Source organism: Lederbergia citrisecunda, assembly GCF_018343695.1.
GTDB lineage: Bacteria > Bacillota > Bacilli > Bacillales > Bacillaceae_C > Lederbergia > Lederbergia citrisecunda.
In genome coordinates, this window is record NZ_JAGYPJ010000001.1 from 1,666,147 (window position 1) to 1,687,571 (window position 21,425).

Annotated in this window: 24 protein-coding genes and 1 pseudogene; 10 read left to right on the forward strand and 15 right to left on the reverse strand. The window is 35.3% G+C overall.

The window, feature by feature from the left end:
- Window positions 1–11: 11 nt before the first annotated feature.
- The 4 genes from KHA93_RS23695 to rpmG all read right to left on the reverse strand — a co-directional run bounded on the left by KHA93_RS23695 (window position 12) and on the right by rpmG (window position 2,537).
- Window positions 12–1,181 carry a rhomboid family intramembrane serine protease gene (locus KHA93_RS23695; protein WP_213110328.1) on the reverse strand — a complete coding sequence of 390 codons (1,170 nt, stop codon included), beginning with the start codon at window positions 1,179–1,181 and terminating at the stop codon, window positions 12–14.
- A 299-nt stretch (window positions 1,182–1,480) separates the two neighbouring features.
- The gene (locus KHA93_RS08370; RefSeq protein WP_213110329.1) at window positions 1,481–1,669 is read right to left on the reverse strand and encodes a hypothetical protein; all 189 of its coding nucleotides are present in this window, start codon (window positions 1,667–1,669) and stop codon (window positions 1,481–1,483) included.
- Between the two features lie 61 nt (window positions 1,670–1,730).
- Window positions 1,731–2,297, reverse strand: a complete 567-nt coding sequence (locus KHA93_RS08375; protein WP_213110330.1) for a 5-formyltetrahydrofolate cyclo-ligase — start codon at window positions 2,295–2,297, stop codon at window positions 1,731–1,733.
- 90 nt (window positions 2,298–2,387) lie between these two features.
- Entirely contained in the window at window positions 2,388–2,537 is a 150-nt protein-coding gene (gene rpmG / locus KHA93_RS08380) for a 50S ribosomal protein L33 (protein WP_114744861.1), read from the reverse strand.
- A gap of 175 nt (window positions 2,538–2,712) precedes the next feature.
- On the opposite strand from rpmG, the gene KHA93_RS08385 reads away from it, so the two are divergent.
- Window positions 2,713–3,084 carry a hypothetical protein gene (locus KHA93_RS08385; protein ID WP_213110331.1) on the forward strand — a complete coding sequence of 124 codons (372 nt, stop codon included), beginning with the start codon at window positions 2,713–2,715 and terminating at the stop codon, window positions 3,082–3,084.
- Window positions 3,085–3,086: 2 nt separating this feature from the next.
- Entirely contained in the window at window positions 3,087–3,545 is a 459-nt protein-coding gene (locus tag KHA93_RS08390; RefSeq protein ID WP_213110332.1) for an endolytic transglycosylase MltG, read from the forward strand.
- Window positions 3,546–3,574: 29 nt separating this feature from the next.
- On the opposite strand, the gene KHA93_RS08395 is transcribed toward KHA93_RS08390, so the two are convergent.
- The 3 genes from KHA93_RS08395 to sodA form a co-directional block, all read right to left on the reverse strand.
- Window positions 3,575–5,668, reverse strand: coding sequence for a peptidoglycan D,D-transpeptidase FtsI family protein (locus KHA93_RS08395; RefSeq protein ID WP_233711085.1), 2,094 nt, complete (start codon window positions 5,666–5,668; stop codon window positions 3,575–3,577).
- Window positions 5,669–5,757: 89 nt separating this feature from the next.
- On the reverse strand, window positions 5,758–6,969 hold the full coding sequence (locus KHA93_RS08400) for an MFS transporter (protein WP_213110334.1): 1,212 nt from the start codon (window positions 6,967–6,969) through the stop codon (window positions 5,758–5,760).
- A gap of 252 nt (window positions 6,970–7,221) precedes the next feature.
- The gene (gene sodA / locus KHA93_RS08405) at window positions 7,222–7,830 is read right to left on the reverse strand and encodes a superoxide dismutase SodA (RefSeq protein ID WP_213110335.1); all 609 of its coding nucleotides are present in this window, start codon (window positions 7,828–7,830) and stop codon (window positions 7,222–7,224) included.
- Between the two features lie 200 nt (window positions 7,831–8,030).
- Here sodA and KHA93_RS23700 point away from each other — a divergent pair, with 200 nt between their 5' ends.
- From KHA93_RS23700 to KHA93_RS08425, 4 genes are all read left to right on the forward strand, one after another.
- Complete coding sequence (locus KHA93_RS23700) at window positions 8,031–8,540, forward strand: DUF1189 family protein (RefSeq protein ID WP_213110336.1); 510 nt, start codon at window positions 8,031–8,033, stop codon at window positions 8,538–8,540.
- Window positions 8,541–8,593: 53 nt separating this feature from the next.
- Window positions 8,594–8,935 (forward strand): hypothetical protein, encoded by a 342-nt coding sequence (locus KHA93_RS08415; RefSeq protein ID WP_213110337.1) that lies wholly within the window; start codon window positions 8,594–8,596, stop codon window positions 8,933–8,935.
- Between the two features lie 118 nt (window positions 8,936–9,053).
- Window positions 9,054–10,154: a flavodoxin-dependent (E)-4-hydroxy-3-methylbut-2-enyl-diphosphate synthase gene (ispG, locus tag KHA93_RS08420; protein ID WP_213112832.1), complete on the forward strand. Its 1,101-nt coding sequence runs from the start codon at window positions 9,054–9,056 to the stop codon at window positions 10,152–10,154.
- A gap of 183 nt (window positions 10,155–10,337) precedes the next feature.
- On the forward strand, window positions 10,338–10,937 hold the full coding sequence (locus KHA93_RS08425; protein ID WP_213110338.1) for a hypothetical protein: 600 nt from the start codon (window positions 10,338–10,340) through the stop codon (window positions 10,935–10,937).
- A 478-nt stretch (window positions 10,938–11,415) separates the two neighbouring features.
- On the opposite strand, the gene KHA93_RS08430 is transcribed toward KHA93_RS08425, so the two are convergent.
- The 3 genes and pseudogenes from KHA93_RS08430 to KHA93_RS08440 all read right to left on the reverse strand — a co-directional run bounded on the left by KHA93_RS08430 (window position 11,416) and on the right by KHA93_RS08440 (window position 13,041).
- Window positions 11,416–11,970, reverse strand: coding sequence for a GNAT family N-acetyltransferase (locus KHA93_RS08430; protein ID WP_233711087.1), 555 nt, complete (start codon window positions 11,968–11,970; stop codon window positions 11,416–11,418).
- Between the two features lie 224 nt (window positions 11,971–12,194).
- Complete coding sequence (locus tag KHA93_RS08435) at window positions 12,195–12,440, reverse strand: hypothetical protein (protein ID WP_213110339.1); 246 nt, start codon at window positions 12,438–12,440, stop codon at window positions 12,195–12,197.
- A gap of 101 nt (window positions 12,441–12,541) precedes the next feature.
- Window positions 12,542–13,041 (reverse strand): annotated as a pseudogene (locus KHA93_RS08440) (GNAT family N-acetyltransferase).
- 476 nt (window positions 13,042–13,517) lie between these two features.
- Between KHA93_RS08440 and KHA93_RS08445 the strand changes: the two are divergent.
- Entirely contained in the window at window positions 13,518–14,012 is a 495-nt protein-coding gene (locus tag KHA93_RS08445; RefSeq protein ID WP_213112834.1) for a DUF3267 domain-containing protein, read from the forward strand.
- Between the two features lie 250 nt (window positions 14,013–14,262).
- Here the strand turns inward: KHA93_RS08445 and KHA93_RS08450 are convergent, their stop codons facing one another.
- The 3 genes from KHA93_RS08450 to KHA93_RS08460 are packed head-to-tail and all read right to left on the reverse strand — an operon-like array spanning window position 14,263 to window position 16,335.
- Entirely contained in the window at window positions 14,263–14,688 is a 426-nt protein-coding gene (locus KHA93_RS08450; protein WP_213110340.1) for a Fur family transcriptional regulator, read from the reverse strand.
- 4 nt (window positions 14,689–14,692) lie between these two features.
- Window positions 14,693–15,544, reverse strand: coding sequence for a metal ABC transporter permease (locus tag KHA93_RS08455; protein WP_213110341.1), 852 nt, complete (start codon window positions 15,542–15,544; stop codon window positions 14,693–14,695).
- On the reverse strand, window positions 15,541–16,335 hold the full coding sequence (locus KHA93_RS08460) for a metal ABC transporter ATP-binding protein (RefSeq protein WP_213110342.1): 795 nt from the start codon (window positions 16,333–16,335) through the stop codon (window positions 15,541–15,543). Before KHA93_RS08460 ends, KHA93_RS08455 begins: the two co-directional genes overlap by 4 nt.
- A 180-nt stretch (window positions 16,336–16,515) precedes the next feature.
- Here KHA93_RS08460 and KHA93_RS08465 point away from each other — a divergent pair, with 180 nt between their 5' ends.
- Window positions 16,516–16,770, forward strand: coding sequence for a DUF2624 domain-containing protein (locus tag KHA93_RS08465; RefSeq protein ID WP_213110343.1), 255 nt, complete (start codon window positions 16,516–16,518; stop codon window positions 16,768–16,770).
- Between the two features lie 161 nt (window positions 16,771–16,931).
- Here the strand turns inward: KHA93_RS08465 and KHA93_RS08470 are convergent, their stop codons facing one another.
- Window positions 16,932–17,834, reverse strand: a complete 903-nt coding sequence (locus KHA93_RS08470) for a deoxyribonuclease IV (protein WP_213110344.1) — start codon at window positions 17,832–17,834, stop codon at window positions 16,932–16,934.
- A gap of 293 nt (window positions 17,835–18,127) precedes the next feature.
- Window positions 18,128–19,441: a DEAD/DEAH box helicase gene (locus KHA93_RS08475; protein WP_213110345.1), complete on the reverse strand. Its 1,314-nt coding sequence runs from the start codon at window positions 19,439–19,441 to the stop codon at window positions 18,128–18,130.
- Window positions 19,442–19,625: 184 nt separating this feature from the next.
- Here KHA93_RS08475 and vrrA point away from each other — a divergent pair, with 184 nt between their 5' ends.
- Together vrrA and KHA93_RS08485 are read left to right on the forward strand one after the other, a co-directional pair.
- Window positions 19,626–20,228: a VrrA/YqfQ family protein gene (vrrA, locus tag KHA93_RS08480; RefSeq protein ID WP_213110346.1), complete on the forward strand. Its 603-nt coding sequence runs from the start codon at window positions 19,626–19,628 to the stop codon at window positions 20,226–20,228.
- 99 nt (window positions 20,229–20,327) lie between these two features.
- Window positions 20,328–21,284 (forward strand): 4-hydroxy-3-methylbut-2-enyl diphosphate reductase, encoded by a 957-nt coding sequence (locus KHA93_RS08485; RefSeq protein WP_213110347.1) that lies wholly within the window; start codon window positions 20,328–20,330, stop codon window positions 21,282–21,284.
- Window positions 21,285–21,425 lie beyond the last annotated feature (141 nt).

Genomic DNA, 21,425 nt, shown 5'->3' on the forward strand with positions numbered 1-21,425 from the left:
ATAGAGCAAGACTAATTATGATGATACCCTGTGTAAAATAATCCGCCTACGATCATGATAGCTGACAACAAAAATACTAATTGGTTTTTATGTTTTTGTTTTCGTGGAAAATGGACTGAACCTGTTGCTAAAAATCCCCCGATTAATCCTCCAATATGCCCAGCATTATCAATGCCTGTAGTGGTAAATCCGAATATTAGATTAATAATAATGACAGTGATTACATCCATACCCATTGTTCGAAAAAATATTTGCGGATAAGAAAACCCGAGATACAAAAGAGCACCGAAGCAACCAAAAATGGCACCGCTTGCACCGGCAGATAAAGAAGGGCTAAAAACAAAGCTTGCAAGCGTCCCCATAAATCCGGAAAAAAGATAAATAAAAACAAAACGCGAGTGACCAAACATTTTTTCTACTGCCGTACCTAAATAATATAGGGCAAGCGTATTCATTGCAAGATGAATAAATCCAATATGGATAAACATAGGTGTAACGAAACGCCACCATTCACCATTTAAAATAAGTGGATTGTATTTCGCTCCATATTTTATCAGTGTTTCCGTATTTGTGGTACCTCCACTCGCTTCCATCATCAAAAAAATTAGCACCTGAAAAACCATAAAGAAATAAGTGAAACGTGGTTTAGTAAACTCAAATAGCTTACGTTCGTCTTCTCCATCTTTGGAGGCTGCTTTCTTTATTGCACCTTGACGAATGACAAAAATTTCTGCTTCTTCGTATTCATCTTTTAGTAAAAAATCAATGTTTGTATTTAAGGTTTCAGCTACTTTCTTAATGGAACTATTATAATTTTCACGAGTTAATAAAATAGTTGAAACATTTGTCTTTCCCACTACTGAAACATTTTCTTCATGTGAAATTTGTTCTGCATCAATCGGAGCGTTTGCCGTAACGTAAATGTTTAAGGCGTTCAATGATCTACGAAATAACTGTTTTCTTAATTCTTCAGCCTGACTAGCCGCTCTTTGTTGATCTCTTATGAAAGGATTAGCCCAAGCTAAATCCGTTCTAATCAAACGAATGTACGTGGCATTTTTATTTTCCCTATTTTCTAGCCACATTCCAGTTTGTGCATCATTTAAATTGATTAATCGATATCCGCATTCGTCTATTAAAAAATACGCAAGACGCCAAAATAAAAAAGTTTCCCTTCCCACAATTCCTAATCCCCCTCAGGATCTCCATCTCCATACAAATTACTATAGCGAAAAAAACTGACTGTTGCAAAAATAAGTACAAAAGTCAACCGCCTTGCCCTTGACGTCAAAAATAGGTGTGGATATTTAATCAATATTCTTTTCGGGATAAGCGATATAGAAAACATAATGAGTCCGACAGTTCCTGACTTGAATTAACAAACGAAAAGGTCAAGAAGTTTACTAGCCGATAGCTGGTTACGGCGGACGAGAAAAAATATAAAAAAAGCTGGTCTATAATAGATCCAGCAATGTGATTTTTATTTTCTATTTTCGAAAGCTGTACCTATAAGTTTTGAACGTACACCTGGAATATTCATCATCGCATTTACACTTACACTTCGTAAAAATCGATTGCCAAAAAAAGTATTCAAAAGTTTATATCTAAAGCAATAAGCAGTTCCTAAGACAGCAAGTACTGAGAGCATTTTTATCATTAACCTAATCATATACTATCCCTCCTTGTCTTATGTTTACTTATCAGCTTATTTTTATGCGAACTTTCTCCTACTAAAATTCTACTGTGATCATCTCATTCTCCGTAATAATTTTATTTACAGGGATATCGTGATTTTCGATAGGAATATTTTCAGAAATTTGCATGGAAAAACAAAGTGAGATCGTATTTCCATTAAATTCGGTTAAAAACCGATCATAATACCCTCCGCCAAACCCTATACGATAACCCTGTCGATTGAAGACTAAACCTGGGACAAGTAATAAATCAATTTCCTTCTTCTCAGCCATCATTGTTTTCGTTTCAATTGGTTCAAATAAGCCGAAGAATACAGTTACCATTTGATCAAATGCAGTAATTTGTCTGAATTCCATTTTCTTATCAGATGGATAGCACTTCGGTATGACAATCTTTTTTCCCTCTTCCCATCCTCTCCTAATAAGCTGCCACGTATCGACTTCAGGAAAATGAGAAACGGTAATGCCAATCATTTCAGCATTTTTCCATTCATTGGTTTGAAAAAGCTTATTTGCTATCGTATACGATTGGTGTTCATATGTAATTCGATCGAGTGATTTTAACTTTTCTTTATACTTTTTACGAATTGATGTTTTATCCATATTCATTCAACTCCTTGCTTCATCATATCAAAAAAGCCAGAAACACTGTAAATTGAAGTGTTTCTGGCTTCTTGAATTAAGCTTTTAATGTTACTTTGTTTCGCGGTGCAAAGTAACTCGTTTTTCTCTAGGGCAATATTTTTTAAGCTCAAGACGGTCAGGGTTATTACGTTTATTTTTTGTAGAAATATAATTACGCTCACTGCAATCCGTGCAAGCTAATGTAATGTTAACGCGCATGTCTTTCCCTCCAAACTTCAATGCATTCTTCACTGTACATACGACTTTTTTATAATAGCACTATTTATTCCGAAATGCTAGTATCTATTTATTGTGCCAATTATTTTTTTATGAATAGAGGATATTTGAAAATTATGGTATAAATAGAATAAGTACAATACATCCGGGGTGGCATATGGAAACTATTATCGTTATTTTATTAGGTTTATCAATCGTATTATTCATCATTTCATTTTTCCAAACGGATAAGGTAAAGGTGTTAGAAAAAGAGATTGAGCAATTATCAATGAATGTTTTGCAAGACCATTACCTTTTGAAAAAAAGACTTAAAGTGCTTGAAGAGGAATTATTGATGGGGCAAAGTATAATTGATGATGTACCTAAGCGTGAGTTCGATCGAGAACCAAATGAAATATTAAAAAATCACGTATTAGCCTTATATAATCAAGGTCTCGAAATCAAACAAATTTCCAAACAGTCGTCTTTGTCTGTTGAAACAGTTCAAAACATTATAAATAGGCGGCAGGATGTTTTTGGAGGTATTTGAGGATGAATAAACAAACAACTAGGGCCTTCGCTTCTGGATTACTGATTTCTGCTTTGATTCTTTATGTGTATGTTCATTTTTTTCAAAAAAAACCTGAGCCTGTTCATGCTATCAAAGAAGGTTATATCGAAATGAAACAAAGTGATTATGATCAGTTAAAACAAGATACGGAAAAATGGCAAACTAAATATGAAACACTCGCTCAAAAGAAAGTAGAAAAACAAACACCAATCGTTACAGAAAAAACGGTTAATCACTATGAAATTGTTATTCCAGAAGGCATGTCTTCAAAAGACATTAGTATTGAGCTTGAAGATGCCGGCATTATTGATAATGCGGAAAACTTTAATAAATATTTAGCAAAAAAGAAATTGCAGCGATACATCCAATTCGGAACGTTCGAATTAAATGATACAATGTCTTATGAAGAAATATGTCATATCATTGCAAAAAAACCGTAAAAAAAGAAAGCAGATTACTGCTTTCTTTTTTATTCTTGTACATCCTCTTCTTCTTTAGAATTACCTTGTTTAGCTCTCTTTTCTTGAAGATCAAAATAAGCCTTCATAACCCTAGTACCAATCTCCATATTGACGTTATTCTCTGCCCCCCCTTTTACATATGCGGAAGGAACAACAACGGACATAGCTACTTGAGGCTTATCAAATGGAGCATATCCTACGAGTGATAAATTCCATACTCCCGTTCCTTGATCGACCGTTTCGGCAGTTCCAGTTTTACCTGCTGCATTAAAAGATCGATAATCAGGACCGTTAAATACTACGCCAGTCCCATATGATCTATGGAAAACGCCATAGAAAGCATTTTGAACATGTTGGATTTCATTATCACTCGCATCAATTCGATTTAATACTTTTGGCTTCATTTCTTGGACAACCGGACCGATATTCCCTTTCGCATCACCAGGGTCGCGAATTTCTTTTACGATATGGGCTTGCATTCGATAACCGCCATTTGCAATCGTTGACACATATTGGGCAAGCTGAAGTGGAGTAAAGGAATCGAATTGTCCAATCGCAAAGTCTAACGTTGTACCAGCGGGTGAAGTATCTACATTTCCTTTAAATCCAATTTGTTCTCCCGGTAAATCAAGACCCGTACGAACACCTAGTCCAAATTGGCTAAAATAATAGCGTAAATCATTAAAAACTTGGTATTTATCTATATTTAATTTTTGATAAGGTTGAGTATAAGTCATGCCACCCATCATCATAGCAACTTTAAACATATAAGCGTTTGATGAACGAACGATTGCATCATAATCCGATAACGTCATAGGACCTTTATAACTAAACCAAGATTTTTTAGGCGGCGTATCTTTAAGATAAATAACTTCATCCCTAAGTGGGCTGTAAGGTCTAATTACTCCCGACATATACCCCGTTAAAACCGTAGCCCCTTTTACAGCAGATCCTGGAACATAAGCTGTAGTGAAATTCCCTGAAGCAAAATCCTTAAATGTATATTTTCCTTCTTCTTCATCATAAGTATATTGTTTGCCCGATAAAGCTAAAATTTCACCAGTGTATGGATCCATCATTGTCACGAAAGCTCGGTCTAAAAGACGTGTTCCTGATTTTGCTTTCGTTTTGCGGATTTCTTCTTCTAGAATTTTATCAATTTCTTGCTGCAGCTCCATATCAATTGTGAGGATAAGATCTTTGCCACGTTCTCCTTCATGAACAGGAACACTTTCAATAATCTCGCCTGATTTCGTTATATTTTTTACTTTTTCTTTTTGCCCACGAAGTACATCTTCATATTGAAGTTCTATGTAGCTTTTTCCGACTCTGTCGTTTCTGCTATAACCTCTTGATTCATAGTAGTCCAACTTTTCTACTGGCAAACCAGGGGTAACATTCCCTAAAATTGATCTTAATGTATCTCCATATAAATATACACGTTCCCAATCAGTAGTTGTATCTACACCAGGTAAAATTCCAAGATGTTCATTAACTTCTGCGTATTCCTTCAATGTTACATCTTTATTTTTAACAAATTGAGGATCAAGTGCATATCCTCCCGTAAACTCTCGGTAAATAGCAAGAACTTCCAAATCATCATTAGTAAGGGTCGCGAGTTCTTCATCAGTCACTCGATCTCTTTGGAGTTTATATAACTCTTTTTCCTTACCTTTGTACGTCTCAATTTCTTTACTAGTTACTTTTGCTTTCGCTTCTTCAGGATTGAGCATAAGCCAAAAGTCTACTTTATCCCTATGTGTAATTTTATCGGTATCTTTATGGATAATTTTTGCGAGTGTTCGAGCGGTTTCCAACGTTTTCTTTGCATCAAATTGTTTCGGAGCTGTATAGGTAATGGCTTTCTGCGGTTCATTTTCAACAACTGGTTTATAGTTGCGATCATAAATTATTCCACGAGGAACAGATGTTTTAACCGTTACATCTTCCGTACGGTCAATTTCTCTTTTAGCATCCTCTCCACTTACGATCTGAACATATCCTAATCGAAGAATGAGCATCGAAAACATAATAAACACAACAAAAAACAACATGTTCATTCTTAAAGGAACATGAGTTTTTTTCTTTTTCTTTTTTTCCAATTTACCCCGTCCCCTTCTTTTCACCTTATCCCCATTGTAAAAGAAAAAAGAAGACAATTCCACCTTAAATTATTGACAGCACGTTGAACTTAATCCGTTTTTAATTTTAAAAGCATAAATGCTGCTAATGTATTACCTGCCCCAAGAAAAATGAGCAAAATTGGAATGCTAGTATTTGGAGTAAAATAATAAATGGCTGCAATGAATGCCAAAATGGAAATAACTCTTCCCATATTCAAGAACAACTCTCTAACAACGATATATTCAATTCTCATTTCAGCAGCGTTCCAGCTCTTACCAATCGCATCGTACGTCATAGAGGAATAAGGAACAAGCATAAGTGGATAGGCAATTCCAATGCAAGCGGCGTAAATGAGGAGTCGTGTGTATGTTGGATCAAAAACAATAATAAAAATGGCACCATATAAAAGCAAGCCACCAACAACCATGATTTTCTTTCTCATATCTTTTTTAATGAGCTTCGTTGCAAGCGTATAGATCATAAACGAGACGCCTGCATGTATTAATCCGAAGGTACCAAGTGCCAGCTCGCTGTTCGTTGCAATAAAAACAAAAACAGAAATGACAAATACAAACGTCCCTTCTCTTAAACCTTGAAGAAGATGTGCATTTGTAATTATTCGCCAATTATGATTATGTTTTCTTTCCTTATAAATTCTTGTAAATAAATATTGCCCTGAGGATGGCCTTCGATTTAAATAAAAACTTGTTAAGACTGCAGCAGAAAATAAACCTAACGATATTGCAAAAATAATGGTATAACCAACATTCGAAACAAACCGTGTAATGATAAACCCTGCCGAAATCGGCCCAATTACTCCTCCCGTTGATGAAAGTGCCCCCATAAATCCGTTGAAAAAATCCCTCGTATCGGGTTCTGTTATTTCAAATGTTAAAACATTGAATGCGAGCCAATAAAAACCATATCCGACACCGAGCAATGCACCAAGAAGGACTAGATGATGAGAGGATTTTTCTCCAAAAAGCAATACGACAATAAAAAAAATAGCGAGAAAGATCACTCCTAGACGTAGCACAATAACCCGATCGACTTTTTTAGCCCATCTTCCAGCAATGATGAAAATAATGGGTTGGATGACGACAATGGTTAAGTTATAAATAGCAAGATCGATAAAACTTTGTGACTGCTTCCATAAATAGACGTTAACAAATGTATTAGATAATGAAATACTTAAAGAATATAGCCCACCTATTAGTAATAAAAGCAATAAATCTCTCGTTACGTCAATATCATTAAATAGCCTCTTTATTTTCAGCATAATAAAACTCCCCTTTTTCCTCCTTTCTATCTTTAGTGAACAGAGAAGTTTTATACTATAAAATTAGGCGATTTTAGGAAATAACGATTTAAAATTCAAAAGTCGTATTAAAAAGAATTCATTAATTAGGCTCATATTTTAGAGCAAAAAATCAGAGATTCCTTCCCGAAGATGAGATCAACAGAAGGGTTTTACAGTAAAAAGGGCAACAAAAAAACGAATTGCTTGTAACGCAATTCGTTTTTTGTCTTCTTATTTTGCAGCGTCGTATAATTTTTGAACTTCATCCCAATTTACAACATTCCAGAATGCGCTCATATAATCAGGACGGCGGTTTTGATATTTCAAATAGTATGCATGCTCCCATACATCAAGTCCAAGTAAAGGTGTTTTACCTTCCATTACAGGGCTATCTTGATTAGGTGTGCTCATAATTTCAACTTCACCATTATTCAATGCAAGCCAAGCCCAGCCTGATCCGAAGCGTCCAGCTCCAGCAGCTTGGAATTGCTCTTTAAATTTATCAAAGCTGCCAAATTTGCTGTTGATTGCTTCCGCGATGGAGCCAGTTGGTTCGCCACCGCCATTTGGAGAAAGAAGCTTCCAGAATAATGAGTGGTTTGCATGTCCTCCACCATTATTTCTTACAGCTGTGCGGATGGATTCTGGAACAGAATCCAGATCTGCAATTAAATCTTCTACAGATTTGCTTGCAAGATCTGCATGTCCTTCAAGCGCATTATTTAAATTTGTCACATATGTGTTGTGATGCTTTGTGTGGTGAATATTCATTGTTTCCTTATCGATATGTGGCTCAAGTGCATCATATCCGTAAGGTAATTGTGGTAATTCATATGCCATGATAATTCCTCCTATGTAATTATTTTGAATCGTCTAACGATTCACGATCACATTAATAGATTACCAAAATTAGTAATCGCATACAAATAATTTGCTCGAAAAGTCATATATAAATTTTGCACTGTGACTAACTTGTCACTTGAAACGAACTCCCATTCACATCTAAACTAAATAGGAATGACTACGAAGGGCGTGACAAGGTGCAAAACAAATCTATTTTCACTATTTTTTTAAAAAGCTTATATTCATTTAAAGACATTGCCAAATTTAGATTTCTTGGTATCGGGAAAACCATTAAGTATACTTTTTTTCTTGTCTTACTGTATTTTTTACCTAGTCTTTATAACACTTTAATATTAAGAGGGGAATCTTCAAGCTTATTGCCTGACTTTGACACCGGCAGTATCGCCATTATGCTCCCAATCTTTATTATTTTTATGTACATTTTCAATACAGGAATTATCTATTTAAAAATATCGATATTAGCGGGTGTTGCTTTATTACTGGCCAATATGTTAAAAAGAAAACTTCCATATCGGCAAAGCTGGAGATTGACTGCCTTTAGTATTACTTTGCCTACTTTACTTTTCGGTTTAGAACCATTATTAAGTAAACCCATCCCATATGGTACATTTTTCGATGTCTTGATTAGCATCATTTTTATATTTTTTAGTATTAATAAAATACCTCGTCCAAAAAAGCTTTCATAATTTTCCCACCCTCTTCATATACTTCATACATCTTATGAAGAGGCGGGATAAATATGAAAAAATTCGCAGCATTCATCGCAACATCTATTCTTTTATATAGTGTGTATTATGATTTGACAATAGGAGTGATTCCAAGAAGTTCTGCCGAAACAGCTAAACTCGTTGATATTAATCCGATCCCTGTCGAACAAGAACAAGAACCTTTTACTAATATTGAAATTAAACCTGGCGATACAGTTATTTCTATTATGGAGGAGCTACAACAAGGTCCGTTGCCTGTTCCAATAAGTCAAATAGTTTCAGATTTCGAGGAATTAAACGAAGGAACGAAACCAGAGCAAATTCAAATCGGTAAAACGTATCAATTTCCTCTTTATCACGAACAAAATCGTTAAATATAGCCAATCTGTTGTCAATTTCACATAAAGATTGTTACAATATAAATGTATTTTATAATCAATAGAGATAGTAAATCTCTATCTTTTCAAAAGGAGAGAATTACCGTTGGGTGAAATTACACATCGTTCTAAAACGCGCCCGGTGAAAGTCGGTAACTTAACAATCGGGGGAAGCGATCAAGTTATTATCCAAAGTATGACGACAACAAAGACTCATGATGTTGATGCGACTGTACGTGAAATAGAGCGGTTAGAAGAAGCGGGCTGTCAAATCGTAAGGGTTGCCTGTCCAGATGAAAGAGCTGCAAATGCGATTTCAGAAATCAAAAAAAGAATCAATATTCCACTTGTAGTTGACATACATTTCGATTATCGTCTTGCCTTGAAAGCAATTGAAGGCGGGGCAGATAAAATCAGAATCAACCCTGGAAATATTGGTAAACGTGAGAAAGTAGAAGAAGTCGTAAAAGCTGCAAAAGCAAAAGGCATTCCAATTCGGATTGGTGTCAATGCGGGAAGCCTTGAAAGACATATTCTGCAGAAATACGGTTATCCGACGGCAGAAGGTATGGTTGAGAGTGCGCTACACCATATTCAAATTCTCGAGGATTTGGATTTTCATGATATTATCGTATCCATGAAGGCATCTGACGTTCGCCTTGCGATTGAAGCATATGAAAAAGCATCAAGAGCGTTTGATTATCCACTTCATTTAGGTATTACAGAAAGTGGAACATTATTTGCAGGTACGGTCAAAAGTGCAGCAGGCCTCGGTGCTATACTAAGCATGGGAATTGGTAATACGTTAAGAATATCTCTTAGTGCCGATCCAGTTGAGGAAGTAAAAGTAGCACGCGAATTATTGAAGTCTTTTGGACTAATTTCAAATGCTGCTACACTTGTCTCTTGCCCTACTTGCGGAAGAATCGAAATTGATTTGATTAAAATAGCAAATGAAGTAGAAGAATATATCCAAAATATTAAAGCACCTATTAAAGTATCTGTATTAGGATGTGCGGTTAACGGACCTGGTGAAGCCCGTGAAGCAGATATTGGTATTGCAGGTGCACGCGGAGAAGGACTTCTATTTAAAAAAGGAAAAACTGTAAGAAAAGTTCCTGAAGCTTTAATGGTCGAAGAGTTAAAGAAGGAAATCGACTTAATGGCTGCAGAATACTATAAAAAACAAGAAGAAGAAAAACAAAACGTAAATTAATACAAAAAGCGTAAATGCCTAGCCGTTTAAGTAAAAACTTTAATGCCTTTGACTTATCGTGTGGAAAAAGGACAAGAGGATTGCTAAGCGACGGCTTCTTACGCTAGAAAAATAAATGGAGCTGTCCTAGGACAGCTCCTTTATTTCAACTTAGTCCTACCAAAAAGGAGAATGATTTTTTAAATGAAAAAGAGATTTGGAATTGATATTGATGGAACAGTGACCTGCCCTACTTCACTCATTCCTCATATTAATAAACAGTTTAATTTAAATATTACCTTAGATGATCTTATTGAATACGAGATAACTGAATGTATACAAGTTGAAAAGGATGAATTTTATAAATGGTTTGTTAAATCTGAACCAATGATGTATGCCGAATCTCCTCTAGCTGATGGAGCAAAGCCTATCTTATCCAAATGGATACACGAGCATGAATTGTTCTTCATTAGTGCAAGAAGCCAGACCCTCCTTGATGTAACAACAACATGGTTCCATACACATGACATCCAATATCACCATATAGAACTGGTTGGATCTCATGATAAAGTCGGTACAGCGAAAAAATATAATATCGATTTATTTTTCGAAGATAAACACGATAATGCTGTAGATATAGCAGAGGAACTGAACATTCCGGTAATATTATTTGATACTCCATATAACAGAAAGCCTACTCCCAAAAATGTTATACGTGTCTATAGTTGGGAGGAAGCGGAACGATGGGTAGAAAACTGGATTAAAGAGGAAAATGAAATAAAAAAAGAAGCCAAGATTTACTAATATTGGGTTCGGTTGTATGGTGAAAATTACCAATTCACACCTTAGTTTGCAATCAAATTTAAGTAAATCCACATCAGAAAACGCACAGTAAATGGTCTACTGTGCGTTTTCTATGTTTATTAGTGTTACTTAAAGTATTAAAATGTCAGCATACATCTTTTTACTTGAAAAAGATTGTATCAATATTATGCCTGAAACAAGTTGTTGAGTCATATAAATAGCAAAAATGTAGATCAGTTTGATCTACATTTTTTCACATATTTTCTTTATGAAATATCTGTTATGTGATAAAAAAGTCGTTTACTGATAAACGCAATAACCATTCTTACACCGCTAATAGAAAATTGTTTTAAAAAGAAAGTTCTTTACTGGTTTCCTTCTTCAACGAAAGCACCCTTTCGATGAAGTACAATCCTTCACAAACTAACTTTAGAATAACAGAGGTGACGCAGCTACTTCATTTGTTCATTGAATAAGACTAAAAGTTTTTGATTTTCAACCATTCGTTTTCTAAAATACTCATTTCCCATAAACTCCAGTATGCATCACCGTTTTTTCTTGAATCTCGAAGTAAACCGTCTTTTATAAATCCTGCTTTTTCGTAACAGATTATGGCAGAAACATTAAAGTCAAATACCCCAAGACTAACTCTATGTAGTTGAAGTTCATCAAATGCGATTTTAAGGATTTCCTTAATCATTTGCTGACCTATTCCTTTACCTCTTGAGTTTTTATCACCGACTAATACTTTTCCAACTCTTGCAGATTTGTTTTTTCTATCAATTTTACCCAAAGAGATATGACCAATAGTTTCACCAGTCTCATTATCAATTACTTTATAAACCATAGTTTCTGCGTTTTCATTATTGGCATTCTCAATGTACTTTTCTAATTGAGTATCATTCAAGGGGTAATCAAACCCTGGACCTCCCCATTGAAGTAAGAAAGCAGGGGAATCAATCCAATTGATAAGTTGTTTGAAATCAGACCGCTCAAAATATTTTAGCTCTACTATAATACCTTCTCCCTTCATTTTTCACTTTACTACTTTATTACTTTATATAAATACAGCGTTACCTGATCAATCCTTGTTCTTCAAATAAACTGACCGTTGGTAAAAAGCCTCTCCACTTATTGCTGAAACGCACCCTTTAGATTAAGTACATTTGTTCACAAACTTATTACAGGAATGCGGCGGCGTTTGCTTAATGCTTGAAAAAATGCATTGACCTTACCAGAACAGCACATTCTTTGATATCATTTATTTTCATTATTAGAATTCAGTAATTCTGCCTCTATTTCTTCGTCTGAAACAAATACCTCTTCAATGTTTTGGATCTTACTTTTAGGAATTAGTAATAAAATGCCCAAGATTAAAACAATTAAAATTAGCAAAACAGAAATAGTATGCAGCCCTTGCCCTGCTGCTACAATTGAGGCTGTAAGCAACGATAAACTAATTATTAAAAGTCCAAACAACTTTGCATAGCATCCACCTTTCAACCTCTAGTTTACAAATTCGTTTCTGAATATTTATTCTAGAAAATAATTAGTTATCCTTCTTCAACTATCCTGCCCTTCAGTGAAAAAGCGACCTTTGATATCTAAAGATCACGCATGTTCCAAACAATTTCTCCATTCTCGTCCCATATACTATGGTGGCGAATGAAACCAATCTTTTCAAGAACTCGAAAGGAAGCACTATTCCAAGAACGCACAGTAGACCACAGACGTCGTCGTCCAGTATCGACCGCAGTTTCTATAATTGCTGAAGCGGCTTCAGTTGCATAGCCGTTTCCGTGGACTCTTTGGAACAGTTCATAAGCAATTTCCGGCTCTTCTATAGTAGAACGACCGATAATTAACCCGCAATATCCAATAAAATCTCCTTCATCTTTGCGTCGGATCGTGAGTAGACTTATACCACTTTCCAGTGCTCTTTCGCGAAAACTGATAACTTTTGAGCAGCTTCAAGAGTTGGCTTGGCAACGCCCCTTTCCCCAACAAGTTCCCTATACTAGGATGCATCTGATTCCTCCCACATACTCAAGTAAAGCCGTTCAGTTATTATTTCAAAATTCATTGCCGAGAATCTATTTGTCATTTTATAACCTCCTTTTCAAGTCATGATATTCTCACGAGAAGCATTTTATTTTACTTGTTAGTAGAAAATTAATTTAATTTTCTACTATATTTGTATCGAAAAAAACTTATATTCTCCATTAATTCCATACTTAATCGCATAAATAAAAAAAGCGGAATTTATCATTTTTGACATTTTTGTCGACTGATATGAGGAATGAGTGGCGGTTGTATTGGCTCAACTTTTCATTTTATACATAAATAATGGGGGCAATATTAAATGGTTTTGATAAAATAAAATCTATATTAGTTTTTTAATTGAATTTTTCGAATATTTTATATGGGATTAATGTTAAACTAAACCTAAGGAATTTGTGAAGTTTTACGCTTAATTTAGCAGTTCAATGTTAGTGGAATAAATGTTTTAAGATATGTATTAGTTTAATGAAGGTGGGAACGCTCATGATAATTTGGTTTCGACACTTACCACAGATAAGTATGGATTTATCAGAATGGACTCCTTTCATGGGGAATAATTGGATTCGAAAGCACTATATGAAGTTTGTATATCTACTTCAGATCACCATTTTTCTGATACCCTATTTCTATGGGACATTGTTCACTCATATCACTAAATTCTCTCTCATCTTAATAGGTATCTTTATCTTCATCATTCATGAATATCTTCACATTATTGTCATAAAGAAAAAAGGTGATATTAGCTTAACATTTAGCGGGATATTTTTTTGGCTACATACAAATGCAATCCTATCCAAAACGAGATTATGGGTCTTTATGAGCTTGCCCTTTATTGTATTATCAGTAGTGCCTGCCATTATGTCGTTCTATGTATCAGGAAATATCAAACCAATCATATTATTTATCAGTTGGATAAACTCATTGATTTCTTCCTCAGATATCATTAATTCATTTTTAATTGCAATTAAACCAAAGAACTCAGTTTTTTGCAGAGGCTATTATCGAGTGGAATAAATATTAAAAGGGTTACTCAAATACGTTTGGTGAACGTTAGTTTAAAATTACAATATTTGAATTAGGAAAGACCGATTAAGCATTCGGTCTTTCCTAATTCCTACTGCATATAGATTATATTTTTTGTTTGTAATTCCTAAATGTTGAGCAGAAGTTTCCATTACGCCATTTGATTTAGTTACAAAACAAAAGTTGTAATAAGTTCGGAGAATAATGAGTGCTATTTGAGCATATTAGTCACATTACTTTTCTATGCACTTTTGATTTTCCTACAATTTGGGCATTTCCCATAAATTTCAAATTTGTGGTCCGCCACATCATAGTCTTTTAAATCTTCGGTAACAAAATCCATTGGACATGCCTCAATTGCTTTCGTACTTCCACAATCGAGGCAAATAAAATGGTGATGGTGATCGTGAAGTGAACATGTGTAACGAAATTTTTTTTCGCCTGATAGTTCTGTTGATTCAAGAATGCCTAACTGATTAAATAGTGAGAGGTTTCGATAAATGGTATCAAAGCTAAGACCAGGATAATCATCATTCATAATTTCCAATAATTCTTTAGCTGTTAAATATTTATCACTTCTTGCAAAGATTTCAAGTATACGCTCACGTTTTCCAGTCACTTTATATCCTTTATTTTTAACGATTTGCATCGCTTCATTAATGTTCATTTTCTCACCTCAACTTTATGGGTCTTTGACCTTGATTACGTTTATAAAAAATAACCGCTAAAAGAATAAGAATCGAAATGACCACAATGGTCCCGCCAGGTGCAAGATCTAAATAATATGCACTGATTAATCCACCTATTACAGCAATTTCACCAAAAAATATTGATAAAAAGATTGTTTGTTTAAATCCTCTCGCTATCCGCATACTAGCAGCTACTGGCAGCGTCATGAGTGCAGAAACAAGTAAAATACCGACAATACGCATGGATGCAGCAATTACTAATGCAATCAAGACCATAAATAATAAATGTATACTTTTGGCAGGAATCCCAGAAACCTTGGCATGTTCCTCGTCAAAGGATAAGAGGAAAAGTTCTTTATATAAAAATAATATGACCAATCCAACAAAGACGCTAATTCCGATTATCACATATAAATCTACCCTGCTTACAGCACTTACGCTTCCGAATAAATAATTTAATAAGTCCGTATTAAATCCATCCGCAAGTGAAATAAAAATGACCCCTACTCCAATTCCGCCTGATAAGATAATGGGAATCGCCAATTCTTGATAATGTTTATATACCATTCTTAGTCTTTCAATCAGGATAGAGCCAAGAACTGAAAAGCCCATCCCAAAATAGAGAGGATTCATTCCAGCGAACAACATAGTTTTTTTGCTTAAAAATAAGCTTGCTGCAATCCCGGCCAATGTTACATGACTTAATGCATCAGCAATTAATGATAATCTTCTTACAACGATAAATGTCCCTAATAAAGGAGCAATTAGACCAATAATCAACCCTGTCAAAAATGTATTTTGTAAAAATTCATAATGGAAAATAGCAGAAATCATCTAGCCGTACCACCTTCTTCAATATGGACATGCTCATGGTCATGTGAAAGTAGATGGACATCGTGTTGGTAAATAGATGATACATCTTCATTACTTAGTTTTTCAAAATCCTCTACTGCACCATGGAAGTGCAATGATTTATTCAAGCATGCTACATGAGTAACTTTATTTGTAATTGTCCCAATATCATGAGTAACGAGTATTAATGTAATCCCACGTTCTTTATTCAACTTCTCCAGCATATAATAAAACGATTTGACGTTTTCTTCATCCACACCAACTGTAGGCTCGTCAAGAATTAGTACATCCGGCTTCGAGACAATAGCTCGGGCAATAAACACTCTTTGCTGCTGCCCTCCGGAAAGTTCTCCAATATTTTTTTTCGAAAATCTGCTCATACCGACTGCAGCAATGGCTTCCTTTATTTCTTTTTGCTGTTCTTTCCCAATAAATCGGAAGAGTCCTAACTTGCCGGTTAAACCGCTCGCTACGACTTCAAAAACGGATGCAGGGAAACCACTGTTAAATGAGTTTGCTTTTTGAGAAACAAAGCCGATTCGGTCCCAATCTTTGAATTTAGCTTGAGGATGACCAAATAAAAACACATCGCCAGTCTGGGGTTTAACTAGTCCAAGAATAATTTTTAAAAGCGTGGATTTACCAGACCCATTTGGACCTACCAGCCCTAGAAAAGCTCCTTTTGGTACATCAAGATTAATTTGTTCTAATACATTTTCTCTCTCATATCGAAAATTCACATCTGTTAGTTGGATAATAGGTTCATTATTCATTTAAAACATCCTTTTTTATAATTGCAATTTACTTTCAATAGTTATAATTCTTGATTTTCCAAAATAAGAATCATTACGATTTGTTCCCATAGAAATTATACACAATAACAATTTCTTTGTAAATTAAAGGTCACTTGTGACGACCATCCTACATACATTTTTGAATAGGGGTGAATAATAATGAAATTAATCCAAAATATGATCAATATGAAAGTAAATGTTATCACTGCCGATGAGCTGTTGAAATACGCTGGACAGTATAATATTAATATTTCTCGATCTCAAGCAGAAAAGGTTGCAGCATTTTTAAGAGGAAAAAATTTTGATATTTTTAATGATCAAACGAGGTCACAAATTATTAGGGAAGTTGCAAAAATAGCAGGACCGAAAACAGCTAAAGAGATTAATAAACTTTTTATACAGTTTACACGTTAGATATTATAAAAACGGCAAGCGCGGGAGGTGTATAGGAGCACAAACACTCAAAAAAAAAGACCTATAATAAATTTATACTCTTCTTAAAATAAAGGCTGTCTATTTGTCTCTTATACATATGTATAGACAAAACATTATAGACAGCCTTTTATTTATGACTCTTATTTTACAAAAGTTCCCATAATTTCCTCACGTAACTGCTCTTTGAAAATACCGTTTTTAATCATATCAATTTCATGCTTATATGGTGCTTTTTTATTATTTTTGTCTTCACCTACAAATGGTGTTTCCAATATTTTTGGTACGTTCATTAATTGAGGATGGTTAATAATATAAGTTAAAGCAGTAAAACCAATATGGCCGAAACCGATATTTTCATGCCTATCCTTTTTTGCGCCACGTTCATTTTTACTATCATTAATATGAAGTACTTTAATACGATCAATACCAATGTTTTTATCAAATTCCTCAAGAACTCCATCGAAGTCATTTACAATATCATAACCAGCATCATGTGTATGGCAAGTATCAAAACAAATTGATAGTTTATCGTTATGATGGACTCCATCTATAATTGCAGCTAACTCTTCGAAGGATCTTCCACATTCCGATCCTTTTCCAGCCATAGTCTCAAGCGCAATTTGGACATCTTCTTCCCCTGTTAATACCTCGTTTAATCCTTCAATGATTTTCTTTATCCCTTTTTCGGCACCTTCCCCTACATGGGCACCAGGATGTAGCACAATTTGTTTTGCTCCAATTGCAGCAGTTCTTTCAATTTCAGAGCGTAGAAAATCGACTCCTAATGCAAAAGTGGCAGGATTAACCGCATTTCCGATATTTATAATATATGGGGCATGGACAATAATTTCATCAATCCCATTTTCTTTCATATGAAGTTGCCCTGCATCAATATTCAATTCTTCAATTTTTTTTCTCCGAGTATTTTGAGGAGCTCCTGTGTATACCATGAAAGTGTTAGCACCATATGAAATTGCTTCTTCACTCGCTGCTAAAAGCATTTTTTTCCCACTCATCGATACGTGCGAACCTATTTTTAACATATTTCCCTCTCCATTCCTCTTATTTAAAGTAAAGAAAGTATAAGTTTTTTATAGTCTATATTTTTGAATTTAGGCTTTTGCTGTCAGGTTCCAGCGCCTATCGACTAGCAAACTTCTTGTCCTTCTCTTTTGCGTAAGTCAACATCGGCTCGTTCCTCGCCGTGTTTCCTTTATCTCAGTAGAAGGCCAAACAAGGAACGTCGACTAAAAACCGGCACGTCCTGTGCCAACGTCGACGGACCCTCATCCTGTGGGCCTGTACGTCGATGAGCAAGGCGCTTTCGCTTTTCTTATTATTTATTTCTATTTTTCATTTTTCTTTCTCTTCTTTTGATTTGCTCTCGTTGAGCTTGCATTTTCTTTTTATAACCCGGCTTTACTTTTTCTGGTTTTCTAACAAGTTGCCTAGCCTTCAATTCTCCTTCTGTTATTGTTTTGGTTCGATTTTTCCTACGATTACGTTCAGTTATTTCAACCCAGTTTCCTTTATGAAGATCCATATAGGAAAACTCAATACCCATTTTGTCTAAACGAACAAGTGCTTCCTCATCAGATGGTTCATAAATTGTAATGGCTAACCCTTTATTTCCTGCCCTAGCAGTCCGTCCAGTTCGATGGATATAAAAGTCTAGATCGCGTGGCAGTTCATAATTGATGATATGGCTAACGCCTTCTATATCGATCCCTCTTGCAGCCAGATCGGTAGCAACAATATATTGAAAATCTAAATTTCTAATTTGTTTCATTACTCTTTTACGTTCGCGTGGACTAATATCCCCATGCAGTCTTCCGACTTTCAAACCGCGTTCAAGCAGCTGATCAGCGATGTTGTCCGCCATTTCTTTCGTATTAACAAACACAATCGCTAAATACGGATTATACGAACGTAATATCTCAGATAATAACTCTATTTTCCCTCTACTTTTTAATGGCACTAAAATATGCTCAATATTTTTAGCGGATAATTGTTGAGGTTCTACTTGTTCAAAAATAGGGTTTTCCATATATTTTTTTAGAAAAGGTTTTAATTTCTCAGGAATTGTCGCTGAAAAGACGAGGATTTGTAAATCCTTTGGCATTTTTCCTGCAATTTGGTCAACGTCGTGAAGAAATCCCATATCAAGCATCAAATCAGCTTCGTCTACTACTAACAAGGATGCTGTATGAACAAACAAAGCTTGCTCCTTAATAAGATCATTAATTCGTCCAGGGGTTCCTACAACGACATGTGGCTGTTGTTTTAACTTCTCTATATCCCTTTTTTTATCTGTCCCACCAATATAACACTTTGCCGATATTTTATTTTCTTCATCGTGTTTTACGATTTTTAATATTTCTTGATAAATTTGATTGGCCAGTTCTCTTGTAGGGGCTGTAATAACAGCTTGCACTTGCTGAAGACTCGGATTGATGGATTCCAGCAATGGCAATAAATACGAGTGAGTCTTCCCTGTCCCTGTTTGAGATTGTCCGATTGCGCTTTCGCCTTTTAACACTACAGGTATAATTTTTCTCTGTATTTCAGTCGGGTTATGAAAACCGAGTTCCTCAATGGCATTATTAATAAATGTTTTGAAATTATATTGAGTAAAATTATTTTTATTCATTTCTTTCACTCCTTCATAGAGGGAAATCCCTCCGCACAATTATAAACTATAAAGTTAACATGTACAATTTATGTAAGTAATCCTGAATGAGTATTTTTAGACATTAGCCTTGTCTTTCCAATCGAATCACGGCTAATAACCAAACTTTTACTTTATTCCTGCATATTATATTAAGAGGAAGGGAGTGAAATTTATTATGTTGGGTAATCGAATGCCTCCCGGAAGAGGGATGCCTACGTTCCGTGGTCCTTCTATGGGAGGAAATCCTTTCGGTAGAGGATTTGGTGGGCGGCCTCCGGTTGGTGCAAATGCTGGTGGAGGTAATATACTTGCTAGGCTATTTCAAAGACAAGGAGGAACAATGGCTTCCCAAGCTCCACAGGCGGCTAACATGTTTGCTCGAGGAGCCGGCCAAACTTCATTTCTACAAGGCTTAACAAATACTCGGAATATCAGTGGTTTCTTGACCAATACACAACAAGTTTTAAATACTGCTAGGCAATTTGGTCCACTCGTCCAACAATACGGTCCAATGATTAGAAATCTTCCAGCAATGTGGAGGCTTTACAAAGGTTTTAAAAATTTACCTTCTACAGATTCAGACAATACAAATACAACGTCAGAGGAAACTAAAAAAGACCTACCAAAACCTAAAAATGAATCAGTGAAAAAAGTAAATGTAAGTGCATCTAAAACGGTGAGTGAACAAAGAAAAATTGTAAATCAATCAACAAAAAAAAGGAAAAAAGGTGAATCCGTTCCGAAGTTATATATACCATCATCTTGATAAAATCCTCCGCTCATTGGCTTTTTTACAGATGTCCTATATAATAAAGCTAAGAGTTCAATAGATTAAGGCTGTTGCCTCTAGTCAGGAGGATTTTAAATGAAACTTATTAAAATATCACCAAGAGGTTATTGTTACGGAGTAGTCGATGCAATGGTTATTGCGCGCAATGCCGCTTTAGATAAAACGTTGCCGCGCCCCATATATATATTGGGCATGATTGTTCATAATAAGCATGTTACAGATGCCTTCGAGGAAGATGGCATCATTACATTAGATGGTCCAAATCGTAAAGAGATTTTAGAAAAGGTTGATAGTGGGACGGTTATTTTTACAGCCCATGGCGTATCACCTGAAGTTAGGGAACTTGCCAAGAAAAAAGGTCTTGTTACGATCGACGCCACATGTCCTGATGTTACAAGGACGCATGATCTTATAAGAGAAAAAGAAGCAGAAGGCTATGATGTAATATATATTGGTAAGAAGGGACATCCTGAGCCTGAAGGTGCGGTAGGAGTAGCCCCACATGCTGTTCATCTTGTTGAAACAATGGATGATGTTGAAGAATTACAAGTTAATAATGATAATATTATCGTCACTAACCAAACGACGATGAGTCAATGGGATGTCCAAGCGATAATGGAAAGAGTAAAAGAAAAATATCCTCATGCTGAAAAACATAAAGAAATATGTCTTGCTACTCAAGTTCGCCAAGAAGCTGTTGCAGAGCAAGCAGGTCAAGCTGATGTACTTATTGTAGTAGGCGATCCTATGAGTAATAATTCAAACCGCCTTGCTCAAGTCTCGAAAGAAATTGCCGGGACAAAAGCATACCGAGTTGGAGACGTCTCAGAAATTAAAATAGATTGGATAAAAGATGCAAGCACAGTGGCAGTTACTGCAGGTGCTTCAACCCCAACTCCAATCGTTAGAGAAGTCATTCATTTTATTGAACAATTCAATCCACTGGATGAATCCACTTGGGTAAGGGAAAACAATGTACCTCTCAGCAAGATCTTACCTAAAGTAAGAAATCCAAAATTATCGGTAAAATAATCAAATATAAAACGAAAAGGTGCTATCCCAAAAGTTGTAGTATTTGACTTTTGGGATGCACCTTTCTTTTTTTGTTTATGCTCTACTGACCTGGATCGTTGATTTCCGTTACAAGCGCTCGCATTCGGCTGGGATTCGGTT

Bases quoted from the DNA above. Each gene is read 5' to 3' on its own strand.
- KHA93_RS08385 (WP_213110331.1), top strand. From the start codon at position 2,713: ATGGAAACTATTATCGTTATTTTATTAGGTTTATCAATCGTATTATTC.
- rpmG (WP_114744861.1), bottom strand. From the start codon at position 2,537: ATGCGCGTTAACATTACATTAGCTTGCACGGATTGCAGTGAGCGTAAT.
- KHA93_RS08445 (WP_213112834.1), top strand. From the start codon at position 13,518: ATGGATTTATCAGAATGGACTCCTTTCATGGGGAATAATTGGATTCGA.
- KHA93_RS08390 (WP_213110332.1), top strand. From the start codon at position 3,087: ATGAATAAACAAACAACTAGGGCCTTCGCTTCTGGATTACTGATTTCT.
- KHA93_RS08375 (WP_213110330.1), bottom strand. From the start codon at position 2,297: ATGGATAAAACATCAATTCGTAAAAAGTATAAAGAAAAGTTAAAATCA.
- KHA93_RS08475 (WP_213110345.1), bottom strand. From the start codon at position 19,441: ATGAATAAAAATAATTTTACTCAATATAATTTCAAAACATTTATTAAT.
- KHA93_RS08485 (WP_213110347.1), top strand. From the start codon at position 20,328: ATGAAACTTATTAAAATATCACCAAGAGGTTATTGTTACGGAGTAGTC.
- KHA93_RS08455 (WP_213110341.1), bottom strand. From the start codon at position 15,544: ATGATTTCTGCTATTTTCCATTATGAATTTTTACAAAATACATTTTTG.
- KHA93_RS08415 (WP_213110337.1), top strand. From the start codon at position 8,594: ATGAAAAAATTCGCAGCATTCATCGCAACATCTATTCTTTTATATAGT.
- KHA93_RS08460 (WP_213110342.1), bottom strand. From the start codon at position 16,335: ATGAATAATGAACCTATTATCCAACTAACAGATGTGAATTTTCGATAT.
- KHA93_RS08465 (WP_213110343.1), top strand. From the start codon at position 16,516: ATGAAATTAATCCAAAATATGATCAATATGAAAGTAAATGTTATCACT.
- KHA93_RS08450 (WP_213110340.1), bottom strand. From the start codon at position 14,688: ATGAACATTAATGAAGCGATGCAAATCGTTAAAAATAAAGGATATAAA.
- sodA (WP_213110335.1), bottom strand. From the start codon at position 7,830: ATGGCATATGAATTACCACAATTACCTTACGGATATGATGCACTTGAG.
- KHA93_RS08430 (WP_233711087.1), bottom strand. From the start codon at position 11,970: ATGAAGGGAGAAGGTATTATAGTAGAGCTAAAATATTTTGAGCGGTCT.
- KHA93_RS08425 (WP_213110338.1), top strand. From the start codon at position 10,338: ATGAAAAAGAGATTTGGAATTGATATTGATGGAACAGTGACCTGCCCT.
- KHA93_RS08470 (WP_213110344.1), bottom strand. From the start codon at position 17,834: ATGTTAAAAATAGGTTCGCACGTATCGATGAGTGGGAAAAAAATGCTT.
- KHA93_RS08370 (WP_213110329.1), bottom strand. From the start codon at position 1,669: ATGATTAGGTTAATGATAAAAATGCTCTCAGTACTTGCTGTCTTAGGA.
- KHA93_RS08400 (WP_213110334.1), bottom strand. From the start codon at position 6,969: ATGCTGAAAATAAAGAGGCTATTTAATGATATTGACGTAACGAGAGAT.